A 17,593-nucleotide genomic window follows, 5' to 3' on the forward strand; every position below is an offset into this window, starting at 1 on the left:
TGGGAAAAATGATCTTCTTATGAATAAAAAGGCTACAGGAAGGCCAAAAGGTTTAGCTGATGTAGATTCTTTAGAGAACTTCTAAGACAAGGTAAACAGAACAATGGCTGACAAAGAATTTGTATTGAATCTCGGAAAATTAATGGTTGCGGCGGCATGGGCTGATGGAAAGCTAGAGGCAAAAGAAATCAATGCGTTGAAAGAGTTGTTATTTCTCCTGCCGGAGATTTCCGGGGAAGAATGGATGAAGTTAGAGTTATATATGGAATCACCTGTGAGTGAGGAAGAGCGTCAGGAATTGTTGACGCGTGTCTTGAACGGCATCACCACGAAAGAAGAGAAGGCATTGGCTCTTTCGACATTAGAAAAACTCGTCCATATCGATGGGGAGAAAAAAGAAGCCGAATCGGCTGTGGTGGAAACGTTGCGGCAAGACATTGATTCAAAGAGTACGGGACTATTGGCCCATCTTGGGAATCCTCTTCGGAGAGCGATCAGCTCTCGAACAGGTTCGTATGGAAATGATGGTGGTCGGGAGAGCCGACTTGAGGACTACATAAAAAATACCGTGTATTACCAGCTTGCCGCAGAAATGACAGCGCGGGGTCTCACGTTCTCATTGCCCGATGGAGAAATTCGAAAAGTCTGCTTGGCCGCGGGCATCATGGCGCGGGTGGCTTGGGTCGATAAAGCCTTTTGTGAACAGGAGCAGAATTCTATTAGCCGAGCCTTAGCTGACGGTTGGCAACTGCCTGAAGACCAGGCGCAGTTGATCATGGAAGTTAGTCATCAGCGCATCATGAAGGGCCTGGATTTTGTGCAGTTGACCAAAGGATTTTGTGCGCGGACGACGGTCGACGAGCGTCGAGCCTTTCTCAAGGGGCTTTTTGCTATTGCGAATGCTGCCGGCAAAACCTCAAGTGAGGAAATCGAAGAAATTCGCGCAATTTCTAAAGGCTTAGAACTTGGTCATCAAGAATTCATCGAGGCGAAACTCACCATTTCTCGTGAAGATCGAAGCGGGTTATAGGCGTTAGGGTTCTTTCTGTCCACCTTCCAATCGATCAATGACGGCTGCTCCGACGGCATCACTCCAGACATTGACCGTGGTTCGGCATCGGTCTAGAAACCAGTCGATCACTAAGATCAGCGAGACGCCTTCGATGGGAAGGTCGACGGCTTTTAAGACAATGACCATCGTGACGAGCCCGGCTTCAGGAATACCTGCTGCGCCAATGGCCGAAAGCGTCGCTGTGAGCAGCACGATAATCGTTTCTCCCAGCCCCAATTCAATCCCATAGCTTTGCGCGATAAAGACGGCGGCGACGGCTTCATACAACGCCGTGCCATTCATATTAATCGTGGCCCCAAGTGGAATCACGAAGCTCACCGTTCGTCGAGAGATATTGCCCTTCTCAATAAGGCTTTCAATGGTCAATGGCATGGTGGCCGAACTTGAGCTGGTGGAAAAGGCTGTCATGAGTGGAGCACTCATGACCTTAGCGTAGGCCCCTATCGATTGTTTTCCCAGAAATCGAAGCGCTATGGGCAAGATGATGAGCCCGTGCAGAAGAAGTGCAAGAATGACGGTTCCGGCATACGCCCCCAATGTCTGGAGTTGTGGCCAGAATCCCGCAAATCCTCCAGCTTCTCCCAACCGGCCAGCAATGAGTGCGCCAATCCCAATGGGGGCAACCCACATCAATACGTGCACGATGCCCATAATGGCTTCGTTGATGCCTTCAAACAGTCGAATGACAATATGGCCCTTTTCTCCGATTGTGGTCAGGATTCCTCCAAACATCAAGGAAAAGACAATTAGTGGAAGCACATCTGTATTCGCCATTGCGGCAAACAGGTTTTGCGGCACCATGCTTGTGAGGATTGTTTTCAATAAATCTCCAAGTGTCGTGGGCTTATCTTCCATGCGTTTCGAAACATCCTGCACCGATTCGCTTGTTGGTTCCATGGCTTGATTTTCAAGCGGTGCGCCAGGATGGATCGCGAGCACCAGAATCAGTCCAATAGCGACGGCGATGGCTGTCGTTGTCATAAAAAACAGGATGGTTCTCCCGCCTAATTGACCTAACTGTCTCACGTCGCCAAGGCTACTGACACCCACGATCATGGAACTCATCACCAATGGCACAACCATGACAAACAGTGCACGAAGGAATAGTTCTCCAAGAAAGGCCACAGTTCTTCCGGCTTCAGGAAGGAACCCACCAAGAAGAATCCCGCTGAGGATTCCGAGGATGATCAGTAGCAGAAGACGGTTTGAGGAGTTTGAAGCCATGAATTTAAGGAAATCTTACACTGGTGCAGTGCTTAGTGAGGCGATAGTCAGCAACGTCGTGCTCTCAAATACGTTGAGAGAGCTTGTGGTTGTCCGTTGGGGCCTGAAGAAGGCAAATCCATCTCTGCTCAGGACTTAGGATTGAAAACTTTCCATGGGTGGGCAGGTACAGACGAGGTTCCGATCACCATACACGTTATCAATTCGCGAGACCGCAGGCCAAAATTTCCTGGTGCGTAGCCAGGGGAGTGGAAACGCGGCCTGTTCTCGTGTGTAGGGATGATCCCATTCCGAAGAGGCTATGTGATCAATAGTATGAGGAGCATGCTTTAGCGGATTGTTATCCCGAGGAAGGCGGCCTTCTTCAATCTCAGCAATTTCTTTTCTGATGGTGATGAGGGCTTCGCAGTAACGATCTAATTCCGCTTTCGATTCACTTTCTGTCGGCTCAACCATCATGGTTCCCGGGACCGGCCATGAAATTGTCGGTGCATGAAAGCCGAAATCCATGAGCCGTTTAGCAATATCTTCGACTTCGACCTCTGCACTTTTTTTAAACGGCCGTAAATCCAGAATAAACTCGTGTGCCGACAATCCATTTTTCCCGGTATAGAGCACGGAGTAATGCTTCTCTAATCGCTTGGCCATGTAGTTCGCATTCAGAATCGCAATTTGTGTGGCTTTGGTGAGACCGTCTGCGCCCATGAGTGCGATGAAGGCCCAGGAGATTGGGAGGATGCTCGGGCTGCCATATGGCGCAGCGGCGATGGGACCAATAGCCTGATCTCCACTAGGATTATGCACGGGGTGACCTGGTAAAAATGGCGCAAGATGGGTTGCTGAGCCAATCGGCCCCATTCCGGGACCGCCGCCTCCATGTGGAATACAAAAAGTTTTATGCAAGTTGAGATGGCAGACGTCAGCTCCAATATCTCCAGGCCGGCAAAGTCCAACCATGGCATTCATGTTGGCCCCGTCCATGTACACCTGTCCTCCATGGTCATGCACAACCTGACAGACTTCACGAATAGTTTCTTCAAAGACGCCATGAGTTGACGGATAGGTCACCATCAGGGCCGCCAGAGTGTCCTTGTGTTGCTCAGATTTAGCTTTGAGGTCAGTCACGTCAATATTGCCTCGTTCATCACAGGCCACAGGGATCACCTTTAGTCCAGCAATGACTGCACTGGCTGGATTGGTGCCATGTGCGGATACAGGAATGAGGCAGACGTTTCGTTGCGTTTCCCCACGATGTTCATGGTAGGCCTGGATCACCATGAGGCCAGCATATTCCCCTTGAGAGCCAGCGTTGGGTTGAAGCGAGACCGCGGCAAACCCAGAAATCTCGGCTAACCATTCTTCTAGCTGGTGGAACACTGTTTGATAGCCCTTCGTTTGGTCTTGCGGCGCAAAGGGGTGGAGTCGCCCAAATTCTGGCCAAGTCACGGGAATCATTTCCGCCGTGGCATTCAATTTCATTGTGCAGGACCCTAACGGAATCATAGAGTGAACCAGTGAAAGGTCCCGATTCTGAAGGTGATACATGTATCGAAGCAATTCATGTTCTGCGTGGTACTGATTAAAGACCTCATGGGTGAGAAAAGATGTGGTCCGTGCATGAGGCATTGGGATGGCAGAGTCGATAGTCTGTGAAAGTTCATCCAGCGTAAATGGACGCTGTTCTGTTTGTGAAAATACCTGGAACAGCCGCTCGACTTCAGCAGGAGTTGTGGGTTCATCAAGCGATAGCCCATAGGTCCCATCCGTAAACATTCGAAGATTGATTCGTTGTTTCTGGCAATTCTCCAGAATCTGATCATGGGAAAGTGCCGTTGACTTGATATGAAGCGTGTCAAAGAATAATTCGTTCTCCACCTGACAGCCAAGTTTTCGGAGTCCTTCCGCCACACAGAGCGTGAGCACACGAATGCGTTGAGCCATCTGTCTCAAGCCGGCCGGCCCATGGTATACGGCATACATGCTGGCGACATTGGCAAGCAGCGCTTGAGCCGTGCAGATATTGCTGGTGGCACGGTCGCGTCGAATATGCTGTTCGCGTGTTTGGAGCGCAAGTCGATAGGCCACGTGACCATGCGTATCCCGTGACACGCCAACCATCCGACCGGGCATCTGCCGCTTGTATTCTTCTTTTGTCGAGAGAAAGGCAGCATGGGGGCCGCCGAATCCGAGGGGAACGCCAAATCGTTGACTTGACCCTACCGCAATATCCGCTCCGAATTCTCCAGGTGATCGAAGAAGTGTGAGTGCAAGAAGGTCTGTCGCAACGACGACGAGGGCGCCAGCTTCATGCGCGCTTTGTGCGAGAGATTGATAATCTCGAACAAATCCCTTCGTAGTTGGATAGTGCAGTAGCACTCCAAAATATTGCGTGTCCTGCCAATGAATCTGTTCCGGGTTTCCAGTATGAATCGTAATGCCGAGCGGCTTGGCTCGTGTCTCAATGACCCCAATCGTTTGTGGGTGGCAATCTTCCGATACGAAAAACGCCATGCGATCGGATTTGCTAATTGCCCGGCACATGGTCATGGCTTCTGCGGCAGCTGTTGCTTCATCTAATAATGAGGCATTAGCGAGTGGCAACCCTGTGAGGTCGGTGACCATGGTTTGGAAGTTCAGCAGGGCCTCTAATCTGCCCTGGGAAATTTCGGCCTGATACGGCGTGTATTGGGTATACCAGGCAGGATTCTCAAGGATATTTCTGAGAATGACGGGAGGGGTAATACAGTCGTAGTAGCCCATCCCGATAAATGACCGGTTGACATGATTGTGGTTGGCGATACGACGTAATTCTTCAAGTACGTCTTGCTCGCTGCGATGTGCATGAAGCCCAAGCGGTTGTTTTAATCCAATGTCTTCCGGAACGGTGCTTTTCACCAAGGCATCGAGGGAAGATACCCCGACGGTCCCAAGCATTTCTTGGATATCGGAATCCGTCGGCCCTATGTGTCGACGGGGAAATGTATCGAGTAAGGCTAAGTTGTGCTGGTTGTGACTATGTGACATGGTTGCCTAATTGACCTACGTGAAAATGTTGAAAAGCAAGGGAATGTTTGGTTCGCAACCCAGGGTTTTTCCCGATAAAGTTGAGATTCAGAGCATGGTTCAATCTGAAATCGAGGTGTGTGTATCTGAAAACAAGAAGACGGTTGCCGAATCGTTAATCATCAGTAGTGCGCGTTGCACTGACACGAAATACATGACCATCCCTGAGATGCCTGTAGATGGTCGTGCTAGGTTCTATTGCTCACAGGGTATCATGATCTCCAGGCTTCTGCAAAGGAATCCGTGACAGGGAAGAGATGGCGAAATGTATGAGGCTATGCGGAAAGGGGTAGCTCAGTGCGAACGAATCCGAGCCAAATGAAGGTTGCCAAGCGTCACGCATTTACGGTAGAGGAGAGACATTGAAGTCAAAGCAACGTTCGACTTTCTTCATCTTCATGAGGCCTTTTTATGATTGTACTCTCAAACATTCAGACATTATATGACGGCACATCAGCGACTAGAGATGCGGTTCACGAACATGTCGACGTGTGGATTGATGAGGGGAAAATCGAAGCCGTTCAGCCTCATAATGTGAAGCGTCCTAAGGGTACAGCAGTGACGCGCATTGATTGTACTGGCTATACGGTTACGCCTGGCCTCATCGATTGTCATGGCCATGTGACATTGTTTGGCGTGGGTCGAGAAGACCTTGAACGCATGGGTGGGCCGGAAGGCTTGGTCTATTCAGAACGTATTTTGTATACAACGCTCGTGAATGGCGGGGTCACGACGATGCGTGATGTAGGAGGTGCGACCCATGTGCTCAAGCGTCTCGTCGATCAGGGCGTGATTATTGGTCCACGACTGAAGATTGCCATTTGCATGCTATCCACGACTGGAGGACATGCGGACTTTCTGGGGCCGGATCGTTGTTGTGGACAGGTCTCGGCCTTGTGGCCACCAGGCCCCGGCAGACCCTCCAGCATTGTAGATGGCCCCTGGGCTTGTCGAAAGCGTGTCCGAGAAATTGCCGCTTGCGGAGGGGATCTTGTCAAGATTTGCGCAAGCCCAGGTGTGGTGTCGCCGTCGGATAAACTTGAGGATCGGGATTTCACGGCTGCTGAAATTGGTGCGATTTGCGAAGAAGCTGCGGCGCGAGGCATGTATGTCGCAGCCCATGCTCATAGTCAAAATGGCATTGCCTTAGCCATCGAGCATGGAGTCAAGGACATTCAACATATCTCGTTTATGGATGAGGCGCTTGCTGAACGGGCGTATGTGAAAGGCTGTACCGTGACCCCAACCTCATGGATTGGCCAAGCGCTGACCCAGGCCGAGGATCTCACGCCTTTTGTGAGGCAAAAGGTTCAACAAGTCACAGAAGTTCATGCTCAGGCGGTTCAAGCTGCGTTTAAGACTGGTCTGAAGATGCTTGGCGGTACCGATCCTATTCTTCCTGGCATGCATGGTCGCAATTATATGGAATTGGTCTCGTTGATGAATGATGGCGTCCCAGCGTTATCGGCATGGCATGGCATGACCGGATTGGCTGGAGAACTTGTCTGTGAGGGAGGAGCAGGAAAAGTGGCTGCGGGTTTTCCTGCGGATCTTTTGGTATGCCAAGCCAATGTGGTTGATGATCCACAACGCTTTGAGACTGGTGCGTTATTTGAAGTGATTAAGGATGGCGTGGCCTACCGCCAGGGGTTGCCAAATTTTCCGAACAAAACTTTTGAAGAATGTGTGAGCGAAGCCTTGAAGGTGAAGAGTGAAGGCTAATGTGGAGAAAATCTGTGCCTGCGAAGCGGTTACGCTTCTGCGGCCTGTTGTGTTGGTGAACCGTCGGTTATGTCTTCGCTTGACTCTTGCATATCAACCACTAAATCACCTTTAGGCGAGAAAAACCCCTGGCCATCGATCTGGACTATGCCATCGCAGTTTTCCTGGAAGAATTCAAGGATCCACCCATTAAAATCATAGCCTTCGTCCGTAATGTCATTCTTGATCATTTGAATGGTGGCGATAAATTGTGCTCGAGTCACAAACTCTCGAGCAATTTGTCCTTCCATATGATCGAATGGGGAGAGACGATTTAAAAAGGTTATTTGCTCTTCGTCGTACACCTCTTTATACGTCCCCTTGTTTCGCACGCAAAAGAGTTGTAGTGGTTTTCGTTCTCGATGATATCCGAGCGAGATATGCGTCCAGTCCCAGTCATCAAGAGCCTCAGGGTCTAGGGTCGGGATGAGTGGCGTTTGATTCTTGGCTTTGAGGAAATCTAAGAGTAATTTCAGCGGCGGAGTGTCCGCACGTTGGCAGAAGACTCGAGAGTATGCAATGTCTTGTTTCGCTGGTTCGTCGCCACTTTGTGGAGATGCGATTATGGGAAGCTCTTTAGCCATAATAGATATCTTATCTTTACAATTAGATGATAATAAATTATAACTTTCTTTAACAGTTCTCTACTGTATAGTGCAATGAGGGCAGCCTGCAAGAGAAGCCTCAGATCAACGAAAGATTCTACATCAGTTTTACGTCACACAATGCAATGATTATGACCACTCAAAATATGATTTCGACTGTGTTGACAGGGTATTGTGCATCCGGTACACTTCCGCCCCGTTACCTGTCTAAAGGGTACACGCGTGCTTCATAGAACATGCATGTGTGACTTTCGCCTCTTTATTCGTAGGGGAAAGGGGCTTTCCTTCCATTGGTAATATCTTTACAAAGACAAAAGCTGGCGGGTCACTGTTAATTAACATCTACTCTGAGGAGGAGGTCTGTATATGGGAAAAGCGATGACTAAGTCTCAGATTGCCGATCATGTAGCGAAGAAGGCAGACATTACGAAGAAGGTCGCTACGCAAATTCTTGATGATTTGGCTGAATTGTCCTACAAGGAAGCCAAAAATTCATTTACGTTACCAGGAATTGGGAAACTGGTTCTTGCCCATCGTAAGGCTAGAATTGGTCGAAATCCGCAAACGGGCGCAGCCATTAAGATTCCGGCCAAGAAGGTTTTGAAATTCAGGGTCGCGAAAGCCGCCAAAGATAAAATTCTAGGCGTCAAGAAGTAAGTTTACGGCCCATTAGACTTTCCCCCTCCTAATGGCCTGTCTCCTGTCGATAGTTCTTTTAGGGCGCACATCATATTTGTACGATGCTCAAAAGGGGCAACGCCAGCTAAACGCGTTGCCCCTTTTGCTGTCTGGTTTTGTGTCTGTTGAGTTTGGAGCTGTTTCCTAGTTGAAGGCTGACGGTGATGTGCTATAGCCGTTCCTATATGCTTCCGTCTATATGACGTGTGTTTTGCGCTGTGTACATGATGTACATTCGGCTGGAAGTTATTTGGTTTCGCTATAGTCAATAGAGTGATGGCGTGAGTCCACTTCTTCCCATTCCATCGTGTGCGACAAGATTCACAAAATCCCCTTCGTTGACCTTCGTATCTTCACTAGCAATTCGCCTGTTCACCGTCACCATTAGCTTTTTCTCTTTCAATAATTGAAAGACGTCTCGAAGGGGCTTACCCTGATTTCGAATCAGTTGTTTGACTGAAGTTGGTTCTGCTATTTCACACCCAATTGTCCGCTCACCTTCCGTGGTCTGTAACTCTCCCATCAGTGCAATGGTTACCATAATGCGCTCCTGTTCAGATAATAAAACTGCTCAAGTCCCAAAGAAGTCCCGTCGCAACATTATGCTGACGGTTCTTCGACTACCTCTTCAGTGGCAGATGCCATTTACTCAGAGTTATCCGACTCTGAGTGGTCAAAAGTCAACACGTCTGATGGTCATTGCTTCTCAATGGTGACCGTGGACTGCACATTATAACGAAACGAAAGACTTTCTGAATGGAGCCGGATCTGGCTAACACGTGTTTCTAGGTTAGCTTGGACTCAAGCGAGGCGCCCAGCTATACTTCTAAGGGTGGGACGCTCTCTTGACCGTTCCTGAACGAGGCCAACGGGCAGAATCGTATACTCCAAAATGGGAAACGCATGTATCGAATTATTATTATTCTCCTCCTGCTGATTATCTTATTTTACATGGTGCGGCGTGCCTTTCGCGATTGGAATAAAACTGAGGAGACTCAGGGGCTATTGGCCAAGGATGCGATGATCCAGGACCCGGTGTGTAAGGTCTATATTACGGCTGACTCTGCCATTACGAGAAAAGTCGAAGACCGAACGTATTATTTCTGTAGTCACGATTGCGCAAACAGTTTTCTTCAGAATCATCCCTCCTGAAGCTTGGAGAAAGACCGTGAAGCGTCGTTTGTAAAGGGTGAAGCGTAAGAGAAAAGCCAGAAGATTCTTTTTACGAAATACGAACGACGAGATACAAGATACGTTCTTTATCTTCACACGAGATACGAGTCACGAGATACGTTTTTTTCTCCAGTGAGTGAGCCCCCGCACGATGATCCCGAGCCTGCCGTACATCCATAGCAGTGAGTTCCTGTCATGATTGGGCGATGTTCGAGCGTACGAATGTCAAAGTTGGCGATCGTGGTAGGCGAGGAGGGGTGAGTGGTGAGGTTGAGCATTTGATTAAAGTCACAGTCATAGAGTATCCCATCCCATCCGATGCTGATCAAGGATCGGCACATGAGACCAGGTATGGACGTCGGGTTAAAGCTGTTGACTAGCAGTTCAAGATATTGGTCTGTTTGTCCATTGGCCTCTAGTTCATCGAGAAACCGACGAATCGGCATATTGGTGATGGTATAGAGGTTGTTAAATGCAATCCCAAAACGTGACATCAGCTCTTTTTTATAATCAACTTCGAGTTCCGTCTGTGAAGGGGGAAGATTTGGTCCAAGAGGGTTGTAGACCAGATGTAGATGAAGGTTGCTTCCCTCTCTGCCATAGCCCAACGTGTTGAGTTGTTGCAGCGCGGTAATGCTGCGATCGAACACGCCTTTCCCTCGCTGTTCGTCCACATTATCTTCTATGTAGCATGGCAAGGATGCGATAATTTCAACGTGGTGTTCTGCGAGGAATTGAGGAAGGTGTCCTTTGCCTTTGACAAAGAATACTGTCAAGTTGCAACGGTCGATGACCTTTCGGTCGAGCTTTCGGCATTCCGTGACGAAATATTCAAAATGCGGGTTCATCTCCGGAGCCCCGCCGGTAATATCAACCATCGTGATTTGCGGGTACCGTTTGAGGGCGGATAACACCATATCCATGGTGTCTACCGTCATTATTTCCGTGCGTTGTGGACCGGCATCAACGTGGCAATGGTGGCAGGTTTGGTTGCAGACCTTTCCTATATTGACTTGTAAGCTCGTTATGGTGCTGGCCGTCAGGCATGGAATCCCATGGCTGGCAATCGTCTCGTCAAAGGAAGCCATGTGAGTATTCTGTAACGGCACGGTCGTGGGTTGCGAAAGAGGAATCTCCCGTATCATAGCAAGAGCTCCTGTCGTGTTGATGCGCCGAAGCAGAGAACAGGCATAGAGTGTTTCCGTAATATCCTGTTCATGGTTAACAGCATCCGTCAGTCGGGCCACAGGATGTTGTTGTTTGCGGTGTGACAGTTTCGCCTGCGCGGTTAATGATCGCAAAGTATTGACGATAGGCATCGTTTTCCAACACATCAAGTGTTTTTGAACATATTTCCATCGGATGGCCACATGTAAAGTTGTGGTCATCATCGTCAGACGCTTCAAGAAATGGCCCTGTCAGGAGGGCAAAATGTCCCTCCCATTTGCAAGGAACATTTTCGGGTAGCACAGATCTCCATCTGGGGTCTTCACGCGTCAGTGCAATGGGGCTGTCCGTCAGTACAAAGTAATCATGGTAGGGGGCACTCAGCAGCAATTGTTCTGTCGAGGCATCAATGGCTTGTGGGATCCCACGAGTAAACCTGTGGCCTTGTTCGTCCGTGACACGACTGAATGGTCCGGTAAAGGTTGCATAGTGCACTGACGATTGGGCTGATGCCGGGGGCAGTTTGTACCCGGTCAATGTTAACGATAGAAAGTGAATGCCATCAATGATGCGCCAGGGAATGAAGCCAACCTGGTGAATTCCTCCAAATCCTGCCTGCCGCAATCCACCCCAGTAATCACTGAGCGTCAAGGCGCCGGAGAGGCAGTCTCCCCATTTTTCTTTGTCGTGAATCATATAATTGGGAATTGGCTGGTCCGCCACAATATCAGAAATGGAAAAGCGGCCGCCGGGTTTAAGCACGCGATACATTTCCGCGAAGACTTTTAATTTATCCGGGGCAAGGTTAATGACGCAGTTGGATACGATAAGATCAATGCAGTGATCTTCAACAGGCATGGCATCGGCAAACCCTTTGCGGAAGTCGACATTGGATGCAGGGTAGCCCAGATTGGTAGCGACAATAGGAGCTTGGCTGCGAGCCAGCGCGAGCATTTCATCGGTCATATCAATGCCAATGACCTTGCCTTCTGCTCCAACGCGTCGTGATGCATCAAAGCAATCAATCCCACCGCCTGACCCAATGTCCAGAACGGTTTCGCCGGGTTTGACGGTGGTGAGGCCTACGGGCGTTCCGCATCCGTAGGAGACTTTTAGAACCGCCTCTGGAATGAATTTCCCTAATTCTTCATGGTTATACCCAGTTGGACAGCACATCTCTTCACCGGTTGTTACGGCTTTGGCGTACCGTTCACTGACCGCTTGTGTTATGGTTTCGTTCTGCATAGTTCCTCGTCTATTGAAAATTAGCAATGAAGTCTGGGCGACAGACGTTTTTCTACATGCACGGCTCTCCTCTCCGAGTCATCGGCTGTGTGTGGAGTCTAGAAATTACCAGAAATGTTACAAAATTTCTCTTGTTTGGTATCCAGTTGAGGGTTTTTTGTAAGCGTTTGTGTTACCCCAGGAACATAATTATGTATGAATCCGTCTTGCTAAGAGGTGGCTAGTCAGCACACAAGAGGAGTCCACGGCCACGGTGGTTGTCGGATTCACCGGAATTGAGCGGCCTATTATCGGGAGCAAGGGATTTCCAGCTTTGTGTATAGAGTACAGGTGTCCACGGCCACGGTAGTTGTCGGATTCACAGGAATTGAGGGGCCTATTATCGGGAGCAAGGGGTTTCCAACTTTGTGTATAGATTACAGGTGTCCACGGCCACGGTAGTTGTCGGATTCACAGGAATTGTTGGGCCTATTATCGGGAGCATAGGGTTTCCAACTTTGTGTGTAGATTACAGGTGTCCGTGGGCTTGGATGCGATAGTGTTTTAGGCCTTTTGCTACTCTGTATTACTCTTTAGGTGAAGTGATATTCGATTTCATGATGAGCTTTCAGGCATCAAAGGTGAAGGGGATTCCATCCACTTTTATCCTGTTATCGACCAGAATCTGAAGATGAAATAAGTATAACATATTGAATTTCTCTATGTTTTTTTCTAGTTCTCATATAGGTACTGACTTTGCTATATAATTAGGTACGTGTTTCAAGCCGTACGCCCATACAATTTCTAGAGAGGATTGCGAGGACTATACTCATGCCGCTTGTCCAATGTCCCGAATGCCAGAAAGAAGTATCTTCAGAAGCTCTCTCATGTCCGCAATGTGCCTTTCCCTATCCGGGGAAAAAGGACCGTTTGAACGGAAAATCCAATGAGACGCTCCTTGCTTGTCAAGATTGTGGGAATCCCATATCCAAGTTTGCCTATGCGTGTCCTCATTGTGGCGCTCCGACGGCCAATCATCAAGTCAAGGACGGGAGTCCAGTGGCTTCCGAGTCTGTACCCGAAGTGTCGGTTGCAGCAGAAGAACAAACATGGCTTTGCCCGAATTGCGGAGTGCCCTATACACGTCGCATCAAGGGAGCAAAGGGAGGACGTGAAGGCTCAGATTCTCCGATGGCCAAGCTTCCTTCAACGAATGCGCGTCAACAGGATTTTCAGGACGAAGAGTTACAAGGGTTGGATGGACGATCCGCCGTTGATGCGATGATTCTTCGGAAAGAACGAAAACGAAGTCCTCTCTGGGAAGAGGCGAAAGCCATGTATGAAGAAGAGTCGCAGTATCCTCGACCACGAAAAAAGTGGAGTCTCACTTTTCTTGTCATTCTAGCCGTCCTTCTCGTCTGTGTTGTGTCATTTGCCTTTTTAGGGCTGAAAGGCCTCAATCCGCTTGAAGCTCTCGTGTATTTGCAGATGTAGTCTTACTGTTCGCCTGCGTTTGACTTTCCTTATATCTACACAAGGTTCTGGTTCCTCTCATTACTGAGGTTCAATTTTCATTGCGACTTTACAACGTTTCCAGCATGCGGATTACATGTGTTCTAGCCTAGGGCGCGATAGTTCTGCATGGTCACGCAAAGCTCATAGGCACAATCTACGTTGATGTCTGGCGCTATCTGATGTCTCCATTATAAGTGTTCTAGAGCACGGTAGTTGTGAATTCCATAGCTACTGACATGGAGCCTTTGTTGCCAGTCAGTTACGTTCTTGGAATGTGGATTACACGTGTTCTAGCCTAGGGCGCGATAGTTGAGAGTTCCATGGTCATTGAAATGCCACATGGTTGTGAGTAGATGAAGGCAAATTGAATTTTGGATCACAAGCGCCCTAGTAATCCAAATCCTCCGATGTGAAGGGGTCTGATGGTTTTTTGCCTAACATGCGTTCTAGGACGTGGTTCATGGTATAGATGTCGTTATCAAATCCTCCATGTGTCGTACTTCGGGTCCTCCTGCCATCCACTCCATTCGAATAGATGAACTGGGGTTTCGATCTCACGGTCTTGACCAGTTTCTTAAAAATTTGCATGCCGAGTAGTGGCTTTGCCTTGAGGTCCGGTAGAGGAGGGTTGGGCCGGCGTTCGAGCGCATTCGACACGAGATAGAGAAGGGACTTTCGGTAGATTCTGGCCACTTGGTCGTCTTGCTCTAGTTCGTCCTTTAAGTTGTAGATCGTGAGATCTTTGATTTGTAATGTGGTTTTGCCTTCAATGACGGGCAAGTAATGCGAGTGATATAAATCGACGGAGCAAGCCGGAGCAAGTAATGTGCAGGTTTCAACTTTGAGCTGATAGCGTCTGAGTGTGTGAAGCAGATGGGCAATCACGATTGCTCCTGTGCTGTGCCCAATAAGATGGATTTTTTTGGTTCTTGTTGATCGCTTGATATGTTTGGTGAATCGATTCACGGCGTCGGTTCCTGCACCGTGGGGAGCGAAGGCATCATGTGCGTCTTGTTTCATTTCTTCCCATAAGAGAGTGCCCGGTCGCCGAACCACGCCTTCGATGAAGCGATCGGTCCAATCACTCAAGCCGCCGACCCGGTCGGAGGCTTCATTCTCCTTTCGGAGAATTAAGTCTTTGAGTTCCTCCACCAGACCGGTGTCATACATAATGTGAAACGGGTAAACCCCATTACTTTTAAACCGTTCTTTTAAGGCGGCAATGCGATTGGCTGAAGCCTTTGGTGAATTAAGGCCACCATGCATATAAAACAGCAGATGTTGGTATTTCGTGCTCTTTCCCACCAATTCGGCCGTTTGTTCGACGTCTTCAGGGGTACTCCAATAGCGTCCTGATGTGCTGTAGTGCCCGTCATCGACATGAACAAAATGGCCGGCAATGTGTGAACGCGGCGTGGGTGAGGCTTCGACCTTTTGCTCTTGCTTAGCCGTTAATATTGCGGTTTCCGGCTTAAGGTCAAATATTTGGGGTGTTGGAAGGGCTAGACGGAAAACCCACGCGTCCATGATGTTCGTAATCCAGTCTTCGTAGGTCCAGAGCGCAATGCCGTCTTGTCCCCACTTCGTTCCCCACGAGTTTTGAACCCAGAAGCCTTGGTCGTTGTAGCCAACGATAACAAAGGCATGTCCGCCCTCAGGCTTTTCATGGTGCGCAATGATTCCGGTTTTGGGATTATCCCATCCGCGATGAACCTTGGCCGATACGGCAATGATGCCTGTTTCATTGAGCGCGGCATGAAAATGTGAGATTTTTGGCTGGACGCGGTAGTAGGCCCCAACCGTGTTGTTGCGCGCGTCTTTGGCGCGTTCGATGGTGAGGTCTCCTCGGTGTTTCTTTCCGACGCGGTACGGCCAGAATTCTTCCGAGCAAACTCCCATGTGTTTCCAGCCCTGAATCGCTCCACGGATACTTGAACCATCGTATAACTCTCCAGGCCATTCATCATGCCGTTTGGCCATTTCATAGAGCATGCGGGGGCTGACGCGGTAATTCCGGTTTTCGAGAGGGTTCAAATAGTTAATCGCGGCGGCAATGGCAAATCCTGTGCAAGCCCCTTCGCTTTTCTGATCCAGAATATAGAGCCCCTTAGGCGCATCAACTGACTGTTTGAGTGGGATTAACGCGGGTTGATAGAGCCAGTCTCGGGCATCGGGAACATCCTGCAGAACATTCTTCAGTCGTTTGTAATTAGGCATAGAGACTCCATGGTGTAGAGGGGGGTGAACACATTCAAACATGAAGATGAGAGAGAATCAGGCATTAACACATCCAATGCTCGTTTGGATCTTCTGTCAGATGGGGATGCAAAATAGATGTTACACCAATCAATCTATTAGTGGTCGTGAGCTTTTTGAGATTTTTTGATGCGAAATCTGATCATTTTTGATAGGTTTCCGTCAATAGGTGAACGACTAACGTGTCCAGTGCATAAATCTTTCGGTTGATCATGTATCGGATGGGATAATAAATGGTATCGAAAAAGATACAGACTATGAAGGCGCGTTCCCGTATATGAGGCTTGCGTGGTTTTCACACTGCTGCTTCACTATTATTTCGGTGAGTGATATATCATGAATAGTTTGTGCGACTGCAGCATTGGATGTGCTCGATAATCGTAGATATACCATGTTCGTGTGTGTAGAAGACGTGCAAATTATTCTCGTTACCAAAGTGAGGAATATATGAAATTGGCGATTCGAATGATTACGGTTATCCTCTTGTTGGCCTTATCGGCTTGTGCGTCAAACAACATCCGCACATTAGGAAAAGGTGAGAATGATCTTGGCACGTGGGAACGTACTCCCATTTGGTTTCATTCAGCCCTCTACTATCCATCGGAAATTAGCCTTAATTTCCCTGGATACATCATCGGCATAGAAAAGAGTCCCAAGGAATTAATCTCAACAGATGGGGATGTGAATACGGTGGTCATTCCCAATGCAGGAAAAAAGATTGGAAAGCATATTGCCAGGATTGGCGAAGATGACAAGTTGTTGTATATCTCCCATATTCTCGAAAACTTTGGTGATCAGCATGGGTTGAAGTCTTGCGTCCATTATAACGCCTACTATCGAGTCGATGATCCAGACACGCATATCCAATTTTGCCAACCACACGAAGCGCGAGAGGTTGCTCCCAAGAAGGCCTATGCCGAAAGTTGGAATGCTCTTGATCTACTCAAACAGGATATTCACAACAAGATCCAAGACTATCCATATACGCATATCGTCGTTGGTATGATGGGATGGAATACGGATCAAGAAGAAGCTGTTCGGAATTTTAATTCGGTTGCGAAAAATGTACGATTGGCGGCGGATGCTGCGGGAGCCGAGGACTTCAAGCCAATGTTCATCGGGATTACGTGGCCGAGTAAATGGGCCGCCGATTGGATTACGCCGATTGTCACGCTGTTTAGCTATGGGAACAAAGCCGATGATGCCGATGAAATCGGGTTCGGGTGGCTTGGCGTCCTGTTGCACGATACCTTGCAGGAGTTACCGAAGGATATTCCTGTTGTCGTACTTGGCCATAGCTTTGGCGCACGTGTCTCCAGTATGGGAGTCTGCATGGGGCCGGCAATTGTTAAAAAGCTGGGAGATGCGTTATTGCCTCGCAACACGATCCCACTCTTGATCAGTCTGCAAGGGGCCTATTCCATGAATCGCTATTATGAGGATAAAGGGAGAGAGGGAATCTTCTACCCGGAAAGCTGTAAGAACGCGCAGCATGTCGTGTTGACGGCTTCGAAATATGATGAAGCCATGGATAATAAATCGTACGTGCCGTTTGTCGGAAACGACACCACGTATGCCGATTACTGTAGCAAGAAAGAAAAGTCAGAATTTGACTGCGTTAAAACTTCAAGTGACGGGACCGTGAATCTGCCAACTGCGAGCCAGAAACACAAAACGTATATCGACGCAGATGACCTCATTAAATACAATGCCTATGGATCAGGCGGCCTCGCGCACAGCGACATATATCGAAAAGAAATGGGAACCATGTTGTGGAAGGTGATTTCAGCTAAAGTATCAAGTAGGCCTTAACTTAGGGGCGGCGTATTCGCATTGAGGATCTCATATAGATGGG

The 17,593-nt window shown here is 48.6% G+C and carries 13 protein-coding genes; 6 read left to right on the forward strand and 7 right to left on the reverse strand.

Features of this window, described 5'->3' with window-relative positions; genetic code table 11:
* Positions 1-103 precede the first annotated feature (103 nt).
* Positions 104-1,030, forward strand: coding sequence for a tellurite resistance TerB family protein (locus ACWHX8_RS01380; RefSeq protein WP_447970182.1), 927 nt, complete (start codon positions 104-106; stop codon positions 1,028-1,030).
* 3 nt (positions 1,031-1,033) lie between these two features.
* On the opposite strand, the gene ACWHX8_RS01385 is transcribed toward ACWHX8_RS01380, so the two are convergent.
* Together ACWHX8_RS01385 and gcvP are read right to left on the reverse strand one after the other, a co-directional pair.
* Entirely contained in the window at positions 1,034-2,296 is a 1,263-nt protein-coding gene (locus ACWHX8_RS01385) for a dicarboxylate/amino acid:cation symporter (RefSeq protein ID WP_447970183.1), read from the reverse strand.
* Positions 2,297-2,431: 135 nt separating this feature from the next.
* Positions 2,432-5,320 (reverse strand): aminomethyl-transferring glycine dehydrogenase, encoded by a 2,889-nt coding sequence (gene gcvP / locus ACWHX8_RS01390; RefSeq protein WP_447970184.1) that lies wholly within the window; start codon positions 5,318-5,320, stop codon positions 2,432-2,434.
* Positions 5,321-5,770: 450 nt separating this feature from the next.
* Here gcvP and ACWHX8_RS01395 point away from each other — a divergent pair, with 450 nt between their 5' ends.
* Positions 5,771-7,081 (forward strand): amidohydrolase family protein, encoded by a 1,311-nt coding sequence (locus ACWHX8_RS01395; RefSeq protein ID WP_447970185.1) that lies wholly within the window; start codon positions 5,771-5,773, stop codon positions 7,079-7,081.
* 29 nt (positions 7,082-7,110) lie between these two features.
* Here the strand turns inward: ACWHX8_RS01395 and ACWHX8_RS01400 are convergent, their stop codons facing one another.
* Positions 7,111-7,704 carry a hypothetical protein gene (locus ACWHX8_RS01400; RefSeq protein WP_447970186.1) on the reverse strand — a complete coding sequence of 198 codons (594 nt, stop codon included), beginning with the start codon at positions 7,702-7,704 and terminating at the stop codon, positions 7,111-7,113.
* Positions 7,705-8,091: 387 nt separating this feature from the next.
* On the opposite strand from ACWHX8_RS01400, the gene ACWHX8_RS01405 reads away from it, so the two are divergent.
* Complete coding sequence (locus ACWHX8_RS01405; RefSeq protein ID WP_447970187.1) at positions 8,092-8,382, forward strand: HU family DNA-binding protein; 291 nt, start codon at positions 8,092-8,094, stop codon at positions 8,380-8,382.
* A gap of 286 nt (positions 8,383-8,668) precedes the next feature.
* On the opposite strand, the gene ACWHX8_RS01410 is transcribed toward ACWHX8_RS01405, so the two are convergent.
* Positions 8,669-8,944, reverse strand: coding sequence for a MoaD/ThiS family protein (locus ACWHX8_RS01410; protein ID WP_447970188.1), 276 nt, complete (start codon positions 8,942-8,944; stop codon positions 8,669-8,671).
* A 362-nt stretch (positions 8,945-9,306) separates the two neighbouring features.
* On the opposite strand from ACWHX8_RS01410, the gene ACWHX8_RS01415 reads away from it, so the two are divergent.
* Entirely contained in the window at positions 9,307-9,555 is a 249-nt protein-coding gene (locus tag ACWHX8_RS01415) for a hypothetical protein (RefSeq protein WP_447970189.1), read from the forward strand.
* A 113-nt stretch (positions 9,556-9,668) separates the two neighbouring features.
* Here the strand turns inward: ACWHX8_RS01415 and arsS are convergent, their stop codons facing one another.
* Both arsS and ACWHX8_RS01425 read right to left on the reverse strand, forming a co-directional pair.
* Positions 9,669-10,721 carry an arsenosugar biosynthesis radical SAM (seleno)protein ArsS gene (gene arsS / locus ACWHX8_RS01420; protein WP_447971841.1) on the reverse strand — a complete coding sequence of 351 codons (1,053 nt, stop codon included), beginning with the start codon at positions 10,719-10,721 and terminating at the stop codon, positions 9,669-9,671.
* Positions 10,722-10,797: 76 nt separating this feature from the next.
* Positions 10,798-11,988, reverse strand: a complete 1,191-nt coding sequence (locus tag ACWHX8_RS01425) for a methyltransferase domain-containing protein (RefSeq protein WP_447970190.1) — start codon at positions 11,986-11,988, stop codon at positions 10,798-10,800.
* Positions 11,989-12,798: 810 nt separating this feature from the next.
* On the opposite strand from ACWHX8_RS01425, the gene ACWHX8_RS01430 reads away from it, so the two are divergent.
* Positions 12,799-13,461 (forward strand): hypothetical protein, encoded by a 663-nt coding sequence (locus tag ACWHX8_RS01430; protein WP_447970191.1) that lies wholly within the window; start codon positions 12,799-12,801, stop codon positions 13,459-13,461.
* Positions 13,462-13,869: 408 nt separating this feature from the next.
* Here the strand turns inward: ACWHX8_RS01430 and ACWHX8_RS01435 are convergent, their stop codons facing one another.
* Entirely contained in the window at positions 13,870-15,699 is a 1,830-nt protein-coding gene (locus ACWHX8_RS01435; RefSeq protein ID WP_447970192.1) for a C1 family peptidase, read from the reverse strand.
* Positions 15,700-16,185: 486 nt separating this feature from the next.
* On the opposite strand from ACWHX8_RS01435, the gene ACWHX8_RS01440 reads away from it, so the two are divergent.
* The gene (locus tag ACWHX8_RS01440; protein WP_447970193.1) at positions 16,186-17,550 is read left to right on the forward strand and encodes an alpha/beta hydrolase; all 1,365 of its coding nucleotides are present in this window, start codon (positions 16,186-16,188) and stop codon (positions 17,548-17,550) included.
* Positions 17,551-17,593 lie beyond the last annotated feature (43 nt).

The organism is Nitrospira sp. M1, assembly GCF_965152605.1.